We start from the raw sequence: 19526 nt of genomic DNA on the forward strand, positions 1-19526 counted from the left end.
TGCGTTAAATTTTATCTTAAAAACGTTAACAGGTTTGATTTTTTTAGTGCTTTACACTTTCGGCAGGGGATTGGCACGACATTTTATGGGGGATTGGCGACGTCAGGCCCGGATAATTCCGGGCCATAGACGCAATGGGCGCTATATTGTGTAACCGTTTACACTTCGAATAATTTGCTGCTGGTACGCTGTTCCTGCCAGCCGCTGATATGCAGTTGCGCATAGTGATCTTCAGCAAGGGCTAAACGTGGCGTGCGTAATATCACCTCTGCTTCTCTTTCGCGAAAGGCGGAGAGCATAAATGGAAAGCTGAACTTGAGATAATTATCGTTGAAAAACTCCTCAGTCAGCACAATGCCGCTCAGGGGAAAGTCTTCGATATTTCGCCAGCGCGTTCCCGGTGAGGCCAGATCATACAGCCAAAAATGAAAGGTTTTCGCCAGCGACTGCAACGCCGCTCCGGCCTGTTGCAACGCATCATAGTTGATTGCCAGCCGGACATTGTCGGTTTGCAGGCAGGAATAATTTTCCGGTCTCTGCAAAAAATGCGTCAGCATATTTCCCTGCAAAGGAATAATTATTAATTCGGGCGTATCCGGTAATTGGTTATGCAAAGAAATTATGTTACGTCCATTAAGTAAGCTATGACTTCCCTGCTCGCAATGCATAAAGGGTGCTGAATAACAGATGCCCGACAGGGTGCCATCAAAGCGGCGGATACGCTCAGAAACATAAGGGTTGTATGAATTGTTTTCCATTTATCTCTATGAATAAATTAATTAGCTGGAAGAGTGTCTTTATTATGAAATTGGTAAGACTGCTGCTGTGTTCTGTTTTCTAATATAGAACGTTTTCTTCGCTAAGATCATCTTTTTTATTTGTTTCTGATAGAGAGATATTAGTTAGCATTCGCGCGTTAATTAACAACCTTATTGTAACGTTCTGGAAAATGGCGTTATTTTCACGATAAAAAAATAAGCCTGCTAATATTCAGAACTCTATGCTTAGAACTTTTCCAGATAAGCGCCTGTTTTTAAAGCGCACGCCTTGCCGTTGCCTGAGCCAGAAAAATCCCGCACTCTGTCGGCTGAAAAAAGATAAGGAAAATCCACATGCGATTTTTCACCAGGTTGGTGCAACGACGCTGACCGGAACAACAATTCAGGATGGGATAAATATGGGTTTACTGGCAACAGCCGCAGATGGCTCGCTGCTGCGTCACAGGTCGTTCGTCGCCTTCTGGCTGGCACGCACCTGTTCATCGTTTGGTTTTCAAATGTTTTCGGTGGCGGTGAGCTGGCAGATTTACTCGCTCACCAACAGCGCGATGGCGCTGGGGATGATTGGTCTGATGCAGTTTCTGCCGTCGGTGCTGCTGGCGTTGCCAGCCGGGCACCTGGCGGATCAGTTTGATCGTCGCCGTATTGTCCTGCTCGGCCAGTTGGTGGAGTGGGGATCGTTGCTGGCGCTGGTGGCTTTAACGCTATTCCATTGGGCGGATAAAACCGCGATCTGGAGCCTGGTGTTTTTGATTGCGATGGCAAAAGCGCTGGAGTGGCCTGCGCTGACATCAATGCTGCCGTCGCTGGTGCCGCCGCAGATTCTGGCTCGCGCCACGGCCGCCAATGCGGTTGGCGGTCAGGCGGCGGTCATCATCGGACCGACCCTCGGCGGTTTGCTGTACGTGGCCGGACCGGATGTGGTGTATGGCGTCGCCGCGCTGTTTTATCTGTTCTCGCTGCTGCTGGTAAGCCGTTTACGTTATGAACGTCCGCCGCAAGCGCGCCTGCCCATGAACCTCACCAACCTGTTTGCGGGCGTGCACTTTATCCGTGAGCGCAAAGATGTGCTGGGGGTGATTTCACTCGATCTGTTCGCGGTGCTGCTGGGCGGGGCGACGGCGCTGCTGCCGATTTTCGCCAAAGATATCCTGCACACCGGTCCCTGGGGGCTGGGCATGTTGCGTGGTGCGCCTTCGGTTGGCGCGCTGCTGGTGGGGGTGTGGCTCAGCCGTCACAAGCTGGAAAAGCATGTCGGGATGATTATGTTCGGCGCGGTGGCGGGTTTTGGCGTGGCGACCCTGGTGTTCGCGCTCTCCAAACTGCTGTGGCTGTCGTTACTGGCGCTGGCGGCGCTGGGTGCCTTCGATATGGTCAGCATGGTGATTCGCGGTGCGCTGGTGCAGCTGGATACCCCGGACGATATGCGCGGACGCGTTAATGCGGTCAACGCCATCTTTATTAATACCTCCAACCAGCTGGGCGAGTTCGAATCCGGCATGTTAGCGGCGTGGCTGGGTGCCGTGCCCGCTGCGGCGCTGGGCGGCATCGGTACGCTGCTGGTGGTGGCTATCTGGATGACAATTTTCCCGCATCTGCGCAAGCGTCAGAAGCTGGAGAACGACGCGACGCACTAGCCAAAAACAAAAACCGGCCATCAGGCCGGTTAATGGTATTGCCAGTCTGCACTGCCATGATAAAGCTCGCGATCAGGGGGACTGGCATCGCGAGCGCCTGCCGTCACACGGCCGGTGTTTTCCCCAGGCTGGCGTCAAATTTTTTCCAGCTGTCTGTCATATCCACCACGGTTTTCGATTTTCGTGCTTCGTCGATTTTTATCGCGGTGAGACCCGCTTCCAGTGCATCCACCACCGTGACCTTCAGCGGTGTTCCCTGCTTAATGTGTTTCACAATCTCTTCGGCCATCAGCGCATCAGCGCCGTAGTGACCATCGTAAGCATTGCCGCTGTAGGCGGTATCCACTTCGCGTTCGCCGGTGCGGGCGTTGTGTACGCGGAAGTAGTTACGCACAAAGTCGCCTTCCGCCATGCCATCGGTGCCCATCACGCAGAAGCGACGGAACTCATCCGGCACGTTCAGGTTGGCGTGGAAGGCGAGGGTGGCGCCACCGGCGTATTCGATAATCGCGGTCTGGTAATCGACGATATCGGCATCGCTATCGAACACCGCATCGGTGCTCGACCAGCCGCTCGGCTTGACGTGATACACCTCAGAGGCCGCCGTCACTGCGCCCTGCGGGGCATGTTGCGGGGTAAAGGACTTACGGCCGCCAAAGCTGGCGACACGCACCGGACGCTCGCCCATCAATCCCTGGTAGAGATCGATATCGTGGCAGCATTTTTCCAGCATGTAGGGACCGGCGTATTTCTCCAGACGACGCCAGTCGCGCTGGAAGAAGGCACCGTGATACGGCTTGATGTGTTCGGTGGCTTCGATGGAGGTGATTTCGCCAAGGCGTTTATCATCGCGCGCTGCCAGCAGGTCGTGGTACAGCGGCGAGTAGCGCAGCACCAGACCGACCAGAATGCGCTCATGGCCATACTGTTGTATCAGCTGTGCCATCGCCATGGTCTGTTCTTCATTGATCACCACCGGCTTCTCGGTGAACACGGTGTAGCCGGCGGCCAGCCCCTGACGAATATGTTCGAGGTGCATAAAGTTCGGCGAGCCGACCAGCAGCAAATCAAAGCCGCCATGATTCAGCAGCGCTTCAACGCTGTCGAAGGCGCTGCCGGGATCGATACCGAAGGTGTGAAGATTGGGTAAACCCGCTGGTGCCGGATCGACATAACCCACGACGGAGAACTCTGTATCGGCTTTGCTGAACTCTTTCACCACATGGGAAAGACGAAAGCCAAGACCAATAATGCCCACTTTCATGTTGTACCCCTGAAGCCCGTTGCCTGTTAGCCGCCCGACCCATCAGGCTGCTGATAATATGACCGCTAACTTATTACGGCAGAAAAACTAATGTCAATGGATATCCAGGTGCTGAAAATGTGAATTTTTATTATTTATATGATTTTAATCATTTTTATTTAGTGTGACATTAGCCATGTTTATTTGTTATTGCGATTTAAGTTTTTTTGCCCTATCTTTCGCACATCTATAAAGAGTCATTCCGTGCGGTGTCAGGCTGGAGGAAATGCGTGCAGTCACTAATGCTGGGTATTGATGGCGGCGGTACGCACTGTCGCGGGCGTCTCACCGACGCTCAGGGGCGATTGCTGGCGGAAGCGCGTGGTGGGCCAGCCAATGTCTGGTCGCAGTTTGAGGCGGCGATTGAGGCTATCGATCAGGTTATTGACGATCTGTTTGCTCAGGCCCAATTACCGGTGGCCGCGCGGGCGCAAACCGTGCTGGTGGCGGGTCTGGCCGGGGCGAATGTCGCCTCTGTTCAGACGCGGCTGGCAAGCTGGCAGCCCGTTTGTCAGTCGCGCCATGTCTTCACCGACGTCGAGATTGCCTGCGCGGGCGCGCACGCTGGCGCGCCGGGTGCGGTATTTATTACCGGCACCGGCAGTCAGGGCGCGGCCTGGGATGGCGCAAACTTCACGCTGCTGGGCGGTTGGGGGTTTGCCCTGTCCGATGCCGGTTCCGGCGCGGTGCTCGGCCAGCGCGCGCTGCGGCTGACGCTGCTGGCACACGAAGGCATCGTGCCATCCTCAGCCCTGACGCAAGGGATCATGGCGCTGTACGCCAACAGCGCAGAACAGATGCTGATCTGGTCACGCCAGGCAACGCCTGCCGACTGGGGCCGCGTGGTGCCGGACATCTTCGCCGCCGCGCAGGCGGGCGACGTGCATGGCACGGCGCTGATTCAGCAAACCGCGGCGGATATTGTCCAAATGGTTCAGCCGCTGCTGGCGCGCAGCCACGGTAAACTGGCGCTGATGGGCGGCTTAGCCGCACCGATTCAGCCCTGGCTCCCGGCCGACATCGCTGCATTGCTGGTACCGCCGCAGGGCGATGCGCTGAGTGGCGCGTTACGACTCGCCACGCAGTTCAGCCTGAGCCAACCCGCGTAACCTTTTCATTCTGCTGATAAAGAGAACCATGACCGCTCCCAACGTAACCGCCCGCATTCTGCGGCTGATTGTCGAAAACGCGCCAATAAGCCAGTCCGATCTTAAAGTGCGCAGCGGCCTGAGCATGTCCACCGTATCGCAGGCGACCAATCGCCTGCTGACCGGCGGCATCGTGCAGGAGCTGGGCCTGCGTCGCGTGTCGATGGGACGGCCAAAAACCCTGCTGGGTCTCAATCCCGATCACGCCAGCGTGGTTGGCATCCAGCTGAATGCCGAACGTAACCTGATCGTTTTGACCGATCTCGGCGGCAACATTATTGGCGAACAGCAAATGCCCTCTGGCGCGATGACGCCGAAGCAGCTGGGCGACGCGCTGGCGAAGTTTCTGCGCGGCGTCGAGGGTAAAAAAGTCGGGGCGATTGGTCTGGCGCTCTCCGGGCTGGTGGATGCCAGCAACGGTTACTGCGTGCGTTCACGCGTGCTGGACTGGGACAACATCCCCATCGCCCGCCTGCTGGAGGAGCGTTTCTCGCTGCCGGTGTTTATCGAAAACGACGCCAATGCGCTGGCGATGGCGGCGCTGGTATTCGGCCAGCTTGGTCATGCGCAATCGGCGATTATCGCCACCTTTGGCAAAGGCATCGGCGCAGGCATTTTGCTCGATCGCCAGCTGTATCGTGGTCGTCATGGTAAAGCGGGCGAGATTGGCAATGCCTTACTGGGGGATGGTTCCGAGCGTTTGCTGGAAGATGTCGCCTCATCGCAGGCGATTCTGCAACGCGTCGCGGCCACGCTAAAAGACGATGTGCCGCAGACCCTGCGCGATCTGGATCTGCGTCCGACGCCGGAGGTGCTGAGCGCGCTGGCGGAGGCCGGACATCAGCTGGGGATGTCGCTGGCGAACCTGTCGGTGGCTTACGATCCCGACGTGGTGTATCTGGCGATGGAGCCGCAAATGGCGTCACGTATTTTGCTGGATCATATCACCCAGAGTTTCCAGACCTATCGTCTGAAGCTGACGCCACATATGACGCCGTTGCAGTTTCTCACCGAATCCAACCGGATGTGGGCGCAGGGCGCAGCGGGTTTTGCCGTCAATAAGCTGCTGGATCTGCTGGCGGCGCAGGCGGATGAAGAGATCGCATCGTAAATGGCGCGTTTTATCGCTTGTACTGCGCGGATTTTCGTTCGCCATAGGCTTGAGTAGTTTCAGTTCGCCCGTGCGGCGACCGAGCAGAGGGCGCCAGGCCGCGCCCTCTGCACTCCCCGGCCCTGTGCCAGCCTTCCTCGCCGCTTCGCGGTACCTTCGCTCCCTCACGCTTCCTGACGGACCGGCGTCGATTCGCTCCTGCTCAACGCCGCCTCTCGCCGCATCCATGCGGCTCATCCTGGCAGCGCTCCCTCGCTCAGCGAGTCCGGATGGCACCCACCATCGCTGTAACAACCGAAATCTTCTGTTGTTTTCTTGTGGCTGTTGGCCTTTATTCTGCGGCCTTGCAGGCGGGGATGTTGGCGGCATCCGCAGCGCCGAGCGCGGAGGGAAGGCCAGGACGAGCCGACAGGAGGTCGGCGAGAGTGCGGAATGAGCCAGGGAAGGCGAATCCGCGCGGTCCGTCAGGCCTGAGTGATAAGCGAGGGAACAGCGTGTAGCGCTGCGCGAGGACGCCGCAGGGCGCGGATTGCTAAGGCCCGCGCCTTCGGGCCTTAGCCCGTCCGCCTGCACGGCGGTGCTGAAACTGCGCTATGTCTGGCGGGCGGCACCCCCTCGGTGCCAAACCGCTGCTGAAACCGCTCAATACCTGGCGGGCGGCCCCCCGCGGTGCCAAACCGCTGCTGAAACCGCTCAATACCTGGCGGGTGGCCCCCCGCGGTGCCAAATCACCGCCAGCAATCACCGCAACCGCATTCCCTGCTCATCAAACAACAAACAATCCGCCGCGCTCAGCTGATAACGCATCGCTTCGCCCAGCGTATGATCGGCCACGTCACGCTCCTCAATCACCAGCAAGCGCTCCTGACCCACATCAAGGTAGAGATAATTGGTGTGGCCCAGCATCTCGCTGAACGACAGTGGGGCGCTGAAACTCAATGCCGCGTCGTTGCTGCTGGCCGGGCGGAAATGTTCCGGGCGCACGCCCAGCGTCACTTTCTGCCCTTCGCGGCACGGTGCCGCCATCTTCAGGGTTAACCCGTGGATACCCAGCGCCGGTACGCGCAGCTGCACTTCGCCTGGCGCCCGCGCCGCCACTTCGGCGGGTAGAAAATTCATCTTCGGCGAACCAATAAACCCGGCGACAAACAGATTATCCGGGTCACGGTATAGCTCCAGCGGCGCGCCAACCTGCTCAATTCGCCCCTGGCGCAGCACCACAATGCGGTCGGCCAGCGTCATCGCTTCCAGCTGGTCATGGGTCACGTAAATCATGGTGTTACCAAGCGAGGCGTGCAGCCGGGCAATTTCGATGCGCATCTGCAAACGCAGCTCGGCATCAAGGTTCGACAGCGGTTCATCGAACAGGAAAATACGCGGATGGCGAATAATGGCACGGCCAATCGCCACGCGCTGACGCTGGCCGCCCGAAAGCGCTCGCGGCAGGCGATCCAGCAGCTCGGTGAGATGCAGGCGTGCGGCGGTCTGCGCAATCGCCCGCTCAATCTCCGCCTTCGGGCGCTTCATCACCTCCAGCGGATAGGCCAGATTGCCGCGCACCGTCATATTGGGATAGAGCGCATAGGACTGAAACACCATGGCGATACCGCGCTCGGTGGCGGGCTGGTGCGTCATATCGGCCCCTTCAATCAGCAGTTTGCCATCGCTGATCTCCTCCAGCCCGGCAATCATGCGTAACAGCGTCGATTTACCGCAGCCGGAAGGGCCAACAAACACCACAAATTCACCGCTGTTGATGGTGAGATCGATGCCGTGGATCACGTTCACCTGGTCGTAGGATTTCTTAACGTTTTGCAGATGCAGGCTGGTCATGCTGTGTCTCGCTTAAAGTAACTGGCCCATATAAATGGCGTTGCTGCGCACGATGGGGGTGAAACCGAGGCGCTGGTAAAACGCGCAGACCTGCTCGTTTTGCAGGCTGACGCCAAGGTGCACGCCAGGCACGCCGGCCTGACGCAGCAGCGTCAGCAGCTGCTCAATCAGTTTGCGTCCCCAGCCGCCCTGCTGCGCCGATGGCAACAGGTTGATATGCAGATGCGCTGGCCACTGGCTTACCAGCTGCGCGGCGGCGGCGTCGGGGTGATGGATAGCGTCCAGCACTTTGCTGTCGAGCGGCGCGCTGGCCGGGTGGTCGCGGTACTGCATCTGCAACAGCGGCCACCATTTTTGCGCCAGCTCGGCTTCAAATGCCCGCGTGTCCGGCACCGCCACGGCATAACCCACCACCTCGCCGTGCTGCTCCAGCACCAGCGCAAAGTCAGGCGCGAAACGCGCGTAGGGAATGACAAAGCGCAGGCCGGGCAGGGTAGGGTCGGAATACAACGCCGTGGCGTCTGTACCCGCATTGGCGGTTTCTAAGCAAATACGCGAGAGCGCGGGAAAGTCCGCCTCGGTGGCGTGACGAATAACACCTTCAGCCGTCATGGTGGAGCCTCTGTGGTCAGGAGATGAACAGTTTTTAACGGTAATGAAAGCCGACTTAGTTTTCAAGGTGTAATAATTGCGCTGACGCACAAAGCACAACATAAACATAACCCCAGCGCATGACCCGCCGCGTAGCCGCAGGCGAAAAACGAGGACGCAGGCCGCTTACCGATGGGCCATTCGGCGCAGCGCGCCTGATTCTCCGCGAAAGCTATACGATTTTCATATGCTCAATCAGTAAGTTAATCGGCAAACAAATAACGAGTGATTTATGCTGATGGTTGCATCAGGGGTGGCGTGGCTGGCGTCTTTATGCGCAATTACGCAGCATTCTCTGCTGATGCAGGCGCTTTTCTTCTCAGTTTTTGCACTGCATCACAGAGCCAAAATTCCGCTTCGCTCAGGTTTGACTTTCTTTTGTGCATAAAGTAAGTATGGATAAGTGCGTTATTTGTGCCGAATCAGCCTGCGGGAGCTGCGGGTGTCGAGATGAAGGGATGCCAGTCATCTGTTGGAGAAACCGAGCATTATGTGTGATTCAACCGTACGTTCGCAGTACTTCCAAAGTTCTCTGCGCACCCTGTCCCGTCTGGTTTCTGCCGGGGTGCTGCTCGGCGCAGCGATGACCTCGGCGCAGGCGGTCACCCTTAACGAATGGGATATTTATAACTATCCGCAGCAGACGGAAGCGGTGGATGACGCGATCAAGGTGTTTCAGCAGCAGAATCCGGGGATTGTTATCCAGCGTTCTGTGCACTCATTCGAAGATACCCGCATCCCGCTTAAGCTGGCGCTGACCGCCGGTGATGGTCCGCAGATCGCGCAGGTGAACCAGGGCGGCGGCGATATGGGTTCGCTGGTGAAAGACAAACTGCTGGTGCCGCTGGACGATTACGCCAAAACCTACGGCTGGACCACGCGTTTCCCGGACTCCATCCTCAAGCGTAACCGCTGGTCCGATCAACAGGACTTCGGCAGCGGCAAGCTGTACGGCGTTGCCAGCCTGGGTGAGATGGTCGGTTTGTACTACAACAAAGCGCTGCTGGATAAAGCCGGTATCGCGGTGCCGAAAACCCTCGCCGAGCTGGAGCAGGCGATGGCGAAGCTGAAAGCACAAGGCACGCCGCCGATGATGATGGGGCTGCTGGATGGCAACATGGGCCAGCAACTGCTCAGCACCATCTGGGAAGCGCAGATTGAAAGCAGCGACCGCAAAAAACTGGATGATCTGATTTACGACGTTGGCGGCACGTTCAAAGATGACAAGCTGGTCAGCGCCGCCAATATGATGAAAAGCTGGAACGATAAAGGCTATTTCTTCCCCGGCTTCCAGGGCATTGGTCATGACGATGCCGCCACCCTGTTCCAGAACGGCCAGGCTGCATTCCTGATCAGCGGCACCTGGTATCTCGGCCAGTTTAAAGACAACAAAGATATCCACTTTGCCGCCATGCCGATGGGCGCAGGCGTGCAACATGCGCTGATGGTGGGCGGTACCGACCTCGCGTTCTCCATCACCAGCACCGCGAAAAGCAAAGAACAGCAGGATGCGGCGGCGAAATTTATCGACTACATCGTGTCGGATGAGATGGCGAACCGCTGGCTGAAAGTGGGCTTCCTGCCCGCCAGCGCCAGCAAAAATGCGCAGATTCCCGCAGACAATCCGCTGCTGGCGGAAACGTATCAGGTATGGGTGACGCTCAACGAACATGATGGCCTCGGCCATTACGTTGACTGGGCGACCCCGACCATGAACGCCGAGCTGAACCAGAACGTGCAACTGTTGCTGGCCGGGCGGCTGACCGCTGAGCAGATGGTCACCAACTTTGACGACAACTATCAACGTTACCTGAAAACCCTCAAGCACTGATAAACCCGGTCCGGCAGCGATGCCGGACCGCAAGCGAGTAAGGTTATGCTGAACAAATCTGCCTGGCGCAATGCGCTCTATCTGCTGCCCGCGGTGCTGGTGTACGCGGTCTTTCTGTTGCTGCCGCTGCTGGCGTCGCTGGGCATCAGTTTTACCGAATGGGATGGCACCTCGCTGCCCATCTTCACCGGCATCAGCAACTATATGCGTATGTTCAGCGATCCGGTGTTCTGGGTGGCGCTGGGCAATAATGCGCTGCTGATGTTGTTCTACACGCTGTTGCCGATTGGCGTTGGGCTGCTGCTGTGCAGTTTCCTGTATGAAACGCGCAGCAACAAGGAGCGTAGCCTGCTGCGCATCCTCTTTTTCCTGCCGTATATCATGCCGATGGCGGTGCTGGGCGTGGTGTGGCGCTGGCTGTATAACCCGGCGTTTGGCCCGATTGACCAGTTCCTGCGTGCCATTGGCCTGCCGCAGCTGGCGTTGTCGTGGCTGGGCGACTTCACCTGGGCGTTACCGGCCGTGGGCTTTGTTGCCACCTGGTACTTCTTCGGCTTCTGTCTGGTGCTGTTTATGGCGGGATTGCAGCGTATGGACCCGTCGCTGCTGGAGGCTGCCGATCTTGACGGCTCCTCACGGCGACAGAAATTTATGCGTATCACGCTGCCGTCGCTGCGCCCGGAGTTGCGTATTGCGCTGCTGCTGACGGTGATCGCCAGCCTGAAAGCCTTCGACCTCGTCTACGTAATGACTCAGGGCGGACCCGGCACCGCCACCATGGTCACCAATATCTTTATGTATAAGCAGGGTTTTGACCTGCACTACTTCGGCTATGCCTCGGCTGTGGCGGTATTCAGCATGATGATTGTGTTGTTGATCAACGCGTTAATTCACTTTGTTATTCGGGAGCGTCACTGATGCGCGGCACGCCAATCGCTTCACGCGCGCTGATCTGGATTGTGGCGCTGATGACCATTATGCCGTTTCTGATGGCGTTGATGACCTCATTCAAAACCCAGATGGAGCTGTTCCAGGGCGTGTTCACCTTGCCCGCTTCGCTCAACTTTAAAAACTACGTCACCGCCTGGCAGCAGGGCCACTTCAACGTTTACTTTATGAACTCGGTGCTGGTGGTGATCCCGGTGGTGATTTGCAGCATCCTGCTTGGCATTCTGGCCGGATTTGGCTTTGCCTGGCTGAAGATCCCCGGTAAAAAACTGGTGGCGGCGATGCTGGCGCTGGGCATGGTGCTGCCGAGCGAGGCCTTTATTATCCCGCTGTATCACGAGCTGCGCTGGATGGGGCTGACCAACACCTATCTGGCGCTGATCCTGCCGCAGATCGCGTTGTCGCTGCCGTTCACCACCCTGATGATCGCCACGGCGTTGCAGCAGGTGCCGCGTGAATTGGTGGAGGCGTCGGTGATGGATGGCGCGTCACGACGCAAAATCCTGTGGGGCATTCTGGTGCCCGCCATCTGGCCGACGCTGTCGACGCTGGCGCTGCTGCTGTTTATCTGGACGTGGAACGAATTCCTGATCCCGCTGATCCTGGTGAACAAAGATGAGCTGCGCACCCTGCCGATCGGCATGATGTTTTTCCAGAACAAAAACACCATTGATATCCCGGTGCTGATGGCGGGCGCGATGATCGTCATCCTGCCGCTGGTGGTGGTGTTCCTGGTGTTCCAGCGAAAATTTATCAGCGGTGTGACCGAAGGCGCAGTGAAATAAGCGCCTTGTCCATCAGCGAAAGGTTTTCAACGCGGCGTGCGTGTTGCAATAGCGCAACGCTGCTATTCAGGAGGATCCCATGCAGGTTTCACTGGCTGATTTCTATCCCATCGCCGATGGCGAAACCCCCGATACCGCCTGCTTCCAGCGCGCGCTGGATCATCTGGCGCAGCAGGGCGGCGGTACGCTGACGGTGCCGCCGGGGCGCTACCGGCTCGGCACCCTCACGCTCGGTTCTGACCTCAATCTGCATCTGGCGGCGGGGGCCGTGCTGCTCGCCAGCCAGCGTGTCGACGATTATCAACACCAGCTGGCGCAGAGCCAGGCGGAGCTGTCGCAGCATGTGCTGCTGTACGCCGCCGGTCAGCGCAATATCACCATCAGCGGCAAAGGGGTGATCGACGGTGACGGCGAAGCCTGGTTTGCCGCGGAGAAAGATGAGCAGGGTTATCGGCTGCCGCGCCCGCAGCGGCCGCGCATCATCGTGTTCGAGGATTGCGAGCAGGTGACGCTGGAGCAATTCACCATCGTGCAGGCGCCGATGTGGACCGTCCATCTGGTGAGTTGCCGCCATGTACATATCGACCATCTGACCATCGATAATGCCATGACTATGCCGAACACCGATGCGCTGGATATCGACAGCTGCGAAGCGGTGTTCGTCAGCAACAGCTATCTGAGCGCGGCGGATGACGCCATCTGCATTAAAACCACCGCGAAACCCGCGCCGCTGCGCCGTGCCGCGCGCCAGATTATGATCAGCAACTGCCTGCTGCGTTCCTACAGCTGCGCGTTCAAAATCGGCACCGAAACCTTTGATGACGTGGAAGATGTCACCGTGACCGGCTGCACCATTTTTGATTCCAACCGGGCGATTGGCCTGCTGTCGCGCGACGGCGGCAGTTTCCGCCGGCTGCAATTCAGTAACCTGACGCTGGCCTGTCGCCATGCGCCGCCATGCCACTGGGGCAAAGCCGATGCGCTGTTTGTCTCGGTGCGCGCCCGCGATCCGGCGATCGTCCCCGGCAACATCGAGCAGCTGCAATTCAGCAACGTCAGCGGGGTGATGGAGGGGGCGATCAATCTGCACGCCGAACGGCAGGGGCAGATCCGCGAGGTGATGATCAGTAATGTGCAGCTGCGTCAGGTGGTGGCGGCAAACGCGGAGCAGGGGCATTACGATGTGCGTCCGCCGTGTAACCCGGCATCGCCGACCGGCATGGGACTGGATAACGCCTATAAGCTGGACAGCCAGACCGGGCTGGCGTACGGCGTGGCGGCCTACCCGCAGGGGCTGCCTGGCTTGTTCGCGCGGGGTGTGGAGAACCTGCAACTGCACAACCTTGCGATTGTGCGTCCGCAATCGTTGCCCGCTGGCTGGTATGGCGAAACAGTGCAGATTCTGCCGTAATCCTGGTGTACATCGCACATCGTCGGGTCGCCATTGATGGCGACCGTATTGATGCATGCACCGCACTCGTCGGGTCGCCATTGATGGCGACCTTATAATGCACGCACCGCACTCGTAGGGTCGCCATTAATGGCGACCTTATTAATGCCCGCACGGCAATACTGACGGCCTTAAAGCGCAGCCGCGATGGCCGCACCCAGCTCCTCCGTTGATGCCTTGCCGCCGAGATCACGCGTCAGGCTATTGCCCGCCGCCAGCGTGCGTTCAATGGCATCCAGCACCGCCGCACCGGCTGCGGCATAACCCAGATGCTCCAGCATCATCGCACCACACCAGATCTGCCCAATCGGGTTGGCGACGCCTTTGCCCGCGATATCCGGTGCCGAGCCGTGTACCGGTTCGAACAGGCTGGGGAACTTCCCTTCCGGGTTGATATTGGCGGATGGCGCGATACCGATGGTGCCGGTACAGGCCGGGCCGAGATCCGACAGGATATCGCCGAACAGGTTGCTGGCGACCACCACATCAAACCAGTCCGGGTGCAGCACAAAGTTAGCGGTAAGAATATCGATATGATATTTGTCGACTTTTACATCCGGATAGCTGGGCGACATGGCTTCCACACGGCTGTCCCAGTACGGCATGGTAATGGCGATGCCGTTGGATTTGGTGGCGGACGTCAGGTGTTTTTTCGGGCGCTTCTGTGCCAGCTCATAAGCAAACTTCAGGATGCGATCGACGCCGGTCCGCGTCATCACCGTTTCCTGAATCACCACTTCACGATCGGTGCCGGGGAACATGGTGCCGCCAACGCTGGAGTATTCGCCTTCAGTGTTTTCACGCACCACGTAGAAATCGATATCGCCTGGCTGACGATTGGCCAGCGGCGCTTTGACGCCCGGCATCAGACGCACCGGACGCAGGTTGACGTACTGATCAAACTCGCGACGGAACTGCAACAGCGATCCCCACAGCGAAACATGGTCCGGCACCACTTCCGGCCAGCCCACCGCGCCGAAGTAGATCGCATCAAAAGTTTGCAGGGTGGCAAACCAGTCATCCGGCAGCATTTTGCCGTGCTGCTGCCAGTACTCCGCGCTGGCGAAGTCAAACCATTGCCACTCCAGCGGGATATTGAATTTTTTTGCTGCCGCATCCATCACGCGGATGCCTTCCGGCATCACTTCTTTACCAATGCCATCGCCAGGGATGACGGCGATTTTAAATGTTTTGCCGCTCATAGGGTCTCTCGCAGGTTGCTGTTGATGTTCTGACCGCAGTATAACTCTGCCTCATGGGGAAATAATTAGCCTGAGCAGCAAGCCAATGTTGAATAAAAGTAGAGAATCCCGCACCTCCACCGACGATCTGGCGTTCTTCGTGCGTATCGCCACCCTGGGCAGCCTGACGGCGGCGGCGCGTGAGCTGGGGCTGTCGCTACCGGCGGTGAGTAAACGGCTGAGCCAGCTGGAGCTGCGGCTGGGGGTGCAGCTGCTGCGCCGCACCACGCGACGGCTGGAACTGACGGCGGAGGGTAAACGCTATCTGGAAGGGGCGCGTCCGCTGCTCGATCAACTGGCGGAGCTGGAGGAGTCGGTCAGCAGTCAGACGGCGGTGCTGCGCGGCACCCTTAATATCAACGCCTCGTTTGGTTTTGGCCGCCGCCATGTGGCGAGCTGCGTGTCGCGCTTTGCCGCGCTGCATCCGGAGCTGACCCTCAGCCTGCAACTTAGCAGCCAGCCGCTTAATTTCCTCGACGCCCATATCGACATTGATATCCGCGTCGGCGAGCCGCCCGATGCGCGGTTGATGGCGCGCAAGCTCCGCACCAATCCGCGCGTCCTCTGCTGCGCCCCGGCGTACGCGGAACGCTGCGGCCTGCCAGACAGCGTGGCGGCGCTGGCACAACATAACTGCATCCTGCTGCGTCAGTACGAGAGCGATTTCGCGCTGTGGCGACTGAGTGATGGCGAGCAGCAGCTGACGCAAAAAGTGCGCGGCACGCTGGTGACCAATGACGGCGAGGTGGCGATGCTGCTGGCGCAGGATGGACACGGCATTCTGCTGCGCTCGTGGTGGGATGCTCAGGAGAGCATTGAGAGCGGCGAGCTACTGCATGTGCTGCCGGCATGGACGGCACCAGACGGCGATATCTTTGCCGTGTGGCAGCCGCAACGCCAGCTTCCGGCGCGCATCAGCGCCTTTGTGGATTTTTTGCAGCAGACGCTGTAAAGGACCGCGCCACTCCGAACCCGCCTCTTTTGTCGGGTCGGCATTTATGCCGACCAGCAAAGCGCACCATAACGAATCTGCCCCTTTTGTAGGGGCGGCATTTATGCCGACCAGCAAAGCGCACCATAACGAATCTGCCTCTTTTGTAGGGTCGGCATTTATGCCGACCAGCAAAGCGCATCATAACGAATCTGCCCCTTTTGTAGGGGCGGCATTTATGCCGACCGGGAAAGCGCACCCGCCGCTACTTCCGCCTTCCATCGTAATTTTTCCTGACTGCTGCGCGAGCGAAAGAGAGATGACGGTTTGATTATTTGTAATCAACATTGACTGTTTGTGAGCATGATCAAACAAATCCATCGCGCCATCGCCTATAAAGTAGCCCTGCCAGTGCGTGATTCTGCTCTGTATTGAGCGATATAAATCATTTTACCGTAAGCGGTGGCGCAGGGTGCACAGACGCCTGCCAATATAACAACGCCACCCTTATCTCACGGCGCGCGTGAAGCCCAGTGCGTGTCACGACCCTACGTTATCGATGAGGCTGAAATGAAACAATTCTCTGCTGAAGGGATGGTGATTATTATCGGGATTGTGATCGCTTACATCCTGTTTACCACCTGGCTTACCTGGCGTTTACGCAGTAAAAACAACGGCGACTTTATGGAAGGCTCGCGCGTCATGCCGGCGTTTATCGTCGGGGTGATGCTGATGTCTGAATATATCGGCGCAAAATCCACCATCGGCACCGCGCAGGCGGCGTTTGAGGATGGCTTTGCCGCCTCCTGGTCGGTGATTGGAGCGGCGATTGGCTTCCCGCTGTTTGGAATGCTGCTGGTCAAACGCATCTACAACACCGGCAAAATCACCATTTCCGGCGCGATTGCCGAACGTTACGGCAACTCCACCAAAAACATCATTTCACTGATCATGATCTACGCGCTGCTGCTGGTGAACGTGGGCAACTACGTCAGCGGCGCCGCCGCCATCTCCACGGTGCTGAACCTCAATCTCACCACCGCCGCCTTTATCACCGCCATCGTCAGTACCTTCTATTTTATGTTTGGCGGCATGAAGGGCATCGCCTGGGTGACCTTGCTGCATAGCGGACTGAAATATATCGGCATTCTGGTGATTCTGGGGGTTGCCCTGCATATGACCGGCGGCGTCAGCCCGATGATTCAGCAGATGCCGCATTTCTACTGGACCTGGGACGGTAACATCGGCGGCAGCACCATTTTTGCCTGGCTGATTGGTACCATCGGTTCCATCTTCTGCACCCAGTTTGTTATTCAGGCGATTGCCTCAACCAAAAGCGCCGCCGCGGCGAAGCGTGCCACCTGGGTGGCGTTCTTCTTCTGCCTGCCGATCGCCGTCGCCATCGCGCTGATTGGGGTGGCGGCGAAATTCCTCCATCCTGATATCAAAAGCCTGTATGCGCTGCCGGTGTTTTTGCAGGATATGAGTCCGTGGCTGGCCGGTATCGTCACCACCTCGCTGGTGGCCTCGATTTTCGTCAGCGTCAGCACCGTGGCCCTCGCCATTGCTTCGCTGGTGGTGAAAGATTTTTACGTGCCGTACCGCAATCCCACGCCGGAACGCGAATTCCGCATGACGCGCTGGCTGTCGCTGATCATTGGCTTTCTGCCGCTGATCTTCGTTCTGTTCGTGCCGGAAGTGCTGAAGCTGTCGTTCTTCACCCGCGCCATTCGCCTGTCGATTTCGGTGGTGGCCATCATCGCCTTTTACCTGCCGTTCTTTAAAAGCACGCGTGGCGCCAATGCCGGTCTGATCGCCGCCTGCGTGGTGACCTCGGTGTGGTATCTGCTGGGCGATCCCTTTGGTATCAACAATATGTATGTGGCGCTGATCACCCCGGCGGTCGTCATGGTGATTGACCGCCTGATCCCGTCGCGCCAGACGCAGGATAAAAAGTCCCGTAAACCGACGATGCAGAACAGTGGAGCCTGATATGACCGACGCAATGATGACCCGTGAACCTAACGGCCAACTTCATCCTCACGCACAGGACGCGCAGCAGCTTACCGCGATGCTGCCATCGGTCTGTCCGCAAAATCATGCCGCGAATGTGCTGCCGCTGCCGAATGGCGACCTGTTGTGCGTGTGGTTTGGCGGCACTCAGGAAGGGATCGCCGATATTTCTGTCTATAGCTCGCGTCTGACGCAGGGCAGCGATCAATGGAGCGCAGCGCAGCAGCTGTCGGATGATCCCACGCGATCCGAACAGAACCCGGTGCTGTTTCTCGATCCCGATCAGGTGCTGTGGCTGCTGTGGACGGCGCAGAAGTCCGGCAATCAGGACACCGCGATTGTGCGCTATCGCCAGTCGCGTGATTTTGGCCACAGCTGGAGCGCGATTGAGACGCTGCTCGACCAGCCCGGCACCTTTATCCGCCAGCCGATTGTGGTGCTGCCCAACGGCAACTGGCTGCTGCCGGTGTTCTACTGCCGCACCCAGCCGGGCGTAAAATGGGTCGGGAACGAGGATGTCAGCGCGGTGAAGATCTCCAGTGATAAAGGCCAAAGCTGGCGCGATGTGGCGGTGCCGGACAGCCTTGGCTGCGTGCATATGAATATCACGTTGTTGCAGGATGGCAGCCTGTTGGCGCTCTATCGCAGCCGTTGGGCAGATTTTATCTACCAAAGCCGATCTGATGACGGTGGCGAAAGCTGGAGCGCGCCGCAGGCGACGGAGCTGCCGAACAACAACTCATCGATTCAGGTCACCACCCTGCGGAATGGTCATCTGGCGCTGGTGTTCAATGCCATGAGCGCCAGCGGTGCCAGCGAACGGCGTCTGTCGTTGTATGACGAGATCGAAGATGAAGACGAGGTCGCCGTGGCGGCGGAGCCACTGGCGCACAACGGTCGCAGCGCGTTCTGGGGCGCGCCGCGTGCGCCGATGACGCTGGCGATCTCCACTGACGGCGGCCGTAGCTGGCCGTGGCAGCGTAATCTCGACGAAGGGGATGGCTACTGCATGACCAACAATTCTCAGCAGAAGCTGAACCGCGAATTCTCCTATCCGAGCATTAAGCAGAGCGACGATGGCGCGTTGCATATCGCCTATACCTGGTACCGTCAGGCGATTAAGTACGTGCGCGTCGATGAGTCGTGGGTCAGGGGGGCGTGATGAACCGACATGCGCTGGTGACCGGCGTCAGCTCCGGCATAGGCGCGGCCATTGCCGACCATCTGTTGCAGCAGGGCTGGCGGGTGACGGGTTTTAGCCGTAGCCAGGTGCAAAAGGATCACCCAGGTTTCACTTCGGTCAGCGTGGATCTGTTTGATGTCGCGCGGCTGAAGCAGGCGCTGGCGGAACTGCCAAAAGTGGACGCGCTGGTTCATGCGGCGGGCATGATGGCCGCCGCGCCGCTTGGCGATCTGGATGAGGAAGCAAGCAGCCGCCTGTGGTATCTGCATGTGCAGGCGGCGCAGATCATGGCGAATGCGCTGCAACCGCAGATGCAGCAGGGCGACCGTATCCTGCTGATTGGCAGCCGCACGTCACGCGGCGCGGCGGGGCGCAGCCAGTACGTCAGCACCAAAGCGGCGATGGTGGGGATGGCGCGCAGCTGGGCGGCCGAGCTGGCTCCGCAGGGGATTACGGTGAATGTGATTGCGCCGGGTGCGACGGAAACGCCGATGCTGCTGCAACCGGGACGCGCCAGCTCGCCACCAAAACTGCCGCCGATCGGGCGTTATATCCAGCCGGAAGAGGTCGCCGCGCTGGCGGGGTTTGTACTGTCACCTGCCGCAGACGCCATCACCGGTCAGGAACTGGTGATTTGCGGCGGGGCGTCGTTGTAAGTGCGCATTGATACCCTCTCCCGTCT

Annotated in this window: 17 protein-coding genes; 12 read left to right on the forward strand and 5 right to left on the reverse strand. The window is 58.5% G+C overall.

All coding sequences use genetic code 11. The annotated features are described in order from the left end of the window. Window positions 1-158: 158 nt before the first annotated feature. The gene (locus AC6I8V_RS01920; RefSeq protein WP_497844261.1) at window positions 159-557 is read right to left on the reverse strand and encodes a hypothetical protein; all 399 of its coding nucleotides are present in this window, start codon (window positions 555-557) and stop codon (window positions 159-161) included. Between the two features lie 620 nt (window positions 558-1177). Between AC6I8V_RS01920 and AC6I8V_RS01925 the strand changes: the two genes are divergently transcribed. Further along, the gene (locus AC6I8V_RS01925; RefSeq protein ID WP_497844262.1) at window positions 1178-2416 is read left to right on the forward strand and encodes an MFS transporter; all 1239 of its coding nucleotides are present in this window, start codon (window positions 1178-1180) and stop codon (window positions 2414-2416) included. A gap of 103 nt (window positions 2417-2519) precedes the next feature. Here the strand turns inward: AC6I8V_RS01925 and AC6I8V_RS01930 are convergent, their stop codons facing one another. Continuing rightward, entirely contained in the window at window positions 2520-3680 is a 1161-nt protein-coding gene (locus AC6I8V_RS01930; protein ID WP_497844263.1) for a Gfo/Idh/MocA family protein, read from the reverse strand. 281 nt (window positions 3681-3961) lie between these two features. On the opposite strand from AC6I8V_RS01930, the gene AC6I8V_RS01935 reads away from it, so the two are divergent. Together AC6I8V_RS01935 and AC6I8V_RS01940 are read left to right on the forward strand one after the other, a co-directional pair. Continuing rightward, window positions 3962-4828 carry a glucosamine kinase nucleotide-binding domain-containing protein gene (locus tag AC6I8V_RS01935; protein WP_497845742.1) on the forward strand — a complete coding sequence of 289 codons (867 nt, stop codon included), beginning with the start codon at window positions 3962-3964 and terminating at the stop codon, window positions 4826-4828. 28 nt (window positions 4829-4856) lie between these two features. Next, window positions 4857-5978, forward strand: coding sequence for an ROK family transcriptional regulator (locus AC6I8V_RS01940; protein WP_497844264.1), 1122 nt, complete (start codon window positions 4857-4859; stop codon window positions 5976-5978). 741 nt (window positions 5979-6719) lie between these two features. Here the strand turns inward: AC6I8V_RS01940 and AC6I8V_RS01945 are convergent. Both AC6I8V_RS01945 and AC6I8V_RS01950 read right to left on the reverse strand, forming a co-directional pair. Next, window positions 6720-7811, reverse strand: a complete 1092-nt coding sequence (locus AC6I8V_RS01945; protein ID WP_497844265.1) for an ABC transporter ATP-binding protein — start codon at window positions 7809-7811, stop codon at window positions 6720-6722. Between the two features lie 12 nt (window positions 7812-7823). Beyond that, a complete protein-coding gene (locus AC6I8V_RS01950) occupies window positions 7824-8423 on the reverse strand; it encodes a GNAT family N-acetyltransferase (RefSeq protein ID WP_497844266.1) in 600 nt (199 codons plus the stop codon). 271 nt (window positions 8424-8694) lie between these two features. On the opposite strand from AC6I8V_RS01950, the gene AC6I8V_RS01955 reads away from it, so the two are divergent. The 5 genes from AC6I8V_RS01955 (at window position 8695) to AC6I8V_RS01975 (ending at window position 13437) form a co-directional block, all read left to right on the forward strand. Beyond that, on the forward strand, window positions 8695-8850 hold the full coding sequence (locus AC6I8V_RS01955; protein ID WP_497844267.1) for a hypothetical protein: 156 nt from the start codon (window positions 8695-8697) through the stop codon (window positions 8848-8850). A 102-nt stretch (window positions 8851-8952) separates the two neighbouring features. Next, window positions 8953-10293, forward strand: coding sequence for an ABC transporter substrate-binding protein (locus AC6I8V_RS01960; protein WP_497844268.1), 1341 nt, complete (start codon window positions 8953-8955; stop codon window positions 10291-10293). Between the two features lie 45 nt (window positions 10294-10338). After that, window positions 10339-11211, forward strand: coding sequence for a carbohydrate ABC transporter permease (locus AC6I8V_RS01965; protein WP_497844269.1), 873 nt, complete (start codon window positions 10339-10341; stop codon window positions 11209-11211). Next, window positions 11211-12026 carry a carbohydrate ABC transporter permease gene (locus AC6I8V_RS01970; RefSeq protein ID WP_497844270.1) on the forward strand — a complete coding sequence of 272 codons (816 nt, stop codon included), beginning with the start codon at window positions 11211-11213 and terminating at the stop codon, window positions 12024-12026. Before AC6I8V_RS01965 ends, AC6I8V_RS01970 begins: the two co-directional genes overlap by 1 nt. 79 nt (window positions 12027-12105) lie before the next feature. Then, the gene (locus AC6I8V_RS01975) at window positions 12106-13437 is read left to right on the forward strand and encodes a glycoside hydrolase family 28 protein (protein WP_497844271.1); all 1332 of its coding nucleotides are present in this window, start codon (window positions 12106-12108) and stop codon (window positions 13435-13437) included. A gap of 170 nt (window positions 13438-13607) precedes the next feature. Here AC6I8V_RS01975 and AC6I8V_RS01980 read toward each other — a convergent pair whose 3' ends face one another. After that, window positions 13608-14678, reverse strand: coding sequence for a tartrate dehydrogenase (locus AC6I8V_RS01980; RefSeq protein ID WP_497844272.1), 1071 nt, complete (start codon window positions 14676-14678; stop codon window positions 13608-13610). A gap of 85 nt (window positions 14679-14763) precedes the next feature. Between AC6I8V_RS01980 and AC6I8V_RS01985 the strand changes: the two genes are divergently transcribed. From AC6I8V_RS01985 to AC6I8V_RS02000, 4 genes are all read left to right on the forward strand, one after another. Continuing rightward, window positions 14764-15669, forward strand: a complete 906-nt coding sequence (locus tag AC6I8V_RS01985) for a LysR family transcriptional regulator (RefSeq protein ID WP_497844273.1) — start codon at window positions 14764-14766, stop codon at window positions 15667-15669. A 549-nt stretch (window positions 15670-16218) separates the two neighbouring features. Then, window positions 16219-17640, forward strand: a complete 1422-nt coding sequence (locus AC6I8V_RS01990; protein WP_497844274.1) for a sodium:solute symporter family protein — start codon at window positions 16219-16221, stop codon at window positions 17638-17640. A gap of 1 nt (window position 17641) precedes the next feature. Further along, window positions 17642-18823: a sialidase family protein gene (locus AC6I8V_RS01995; protein ID WP_497844275.1), complete on the forward strand. Its 1182-nt coding sequence runs from the start codon at window positions 17642-17644 to the stop codon at window positions 18821-18823. Beyond that, window positions 18823-19500: an SDR family NAD(P)-dependent oxidoreductase gene (locus tag AC6I8V_RS02000; protein ID WP_497844276.1), complete on the forward strand. Its 678-nt coding sequence runs from the start codon at window positions 18823-18825 to the stop codon at window positions 19498-19500. The genes AC6I8V_RS01995 and AC6I8V_RS02000 overlap by 1 nt, the downstream gene beginning before the upstream one ends. Window positions 19501-19526 lie beyond the last annotated feature (26 nt).

The sequence above is a fragment of the Pantoea sp. X-Soil-TKNS-1207 genome, assembly GCF_059730485.1.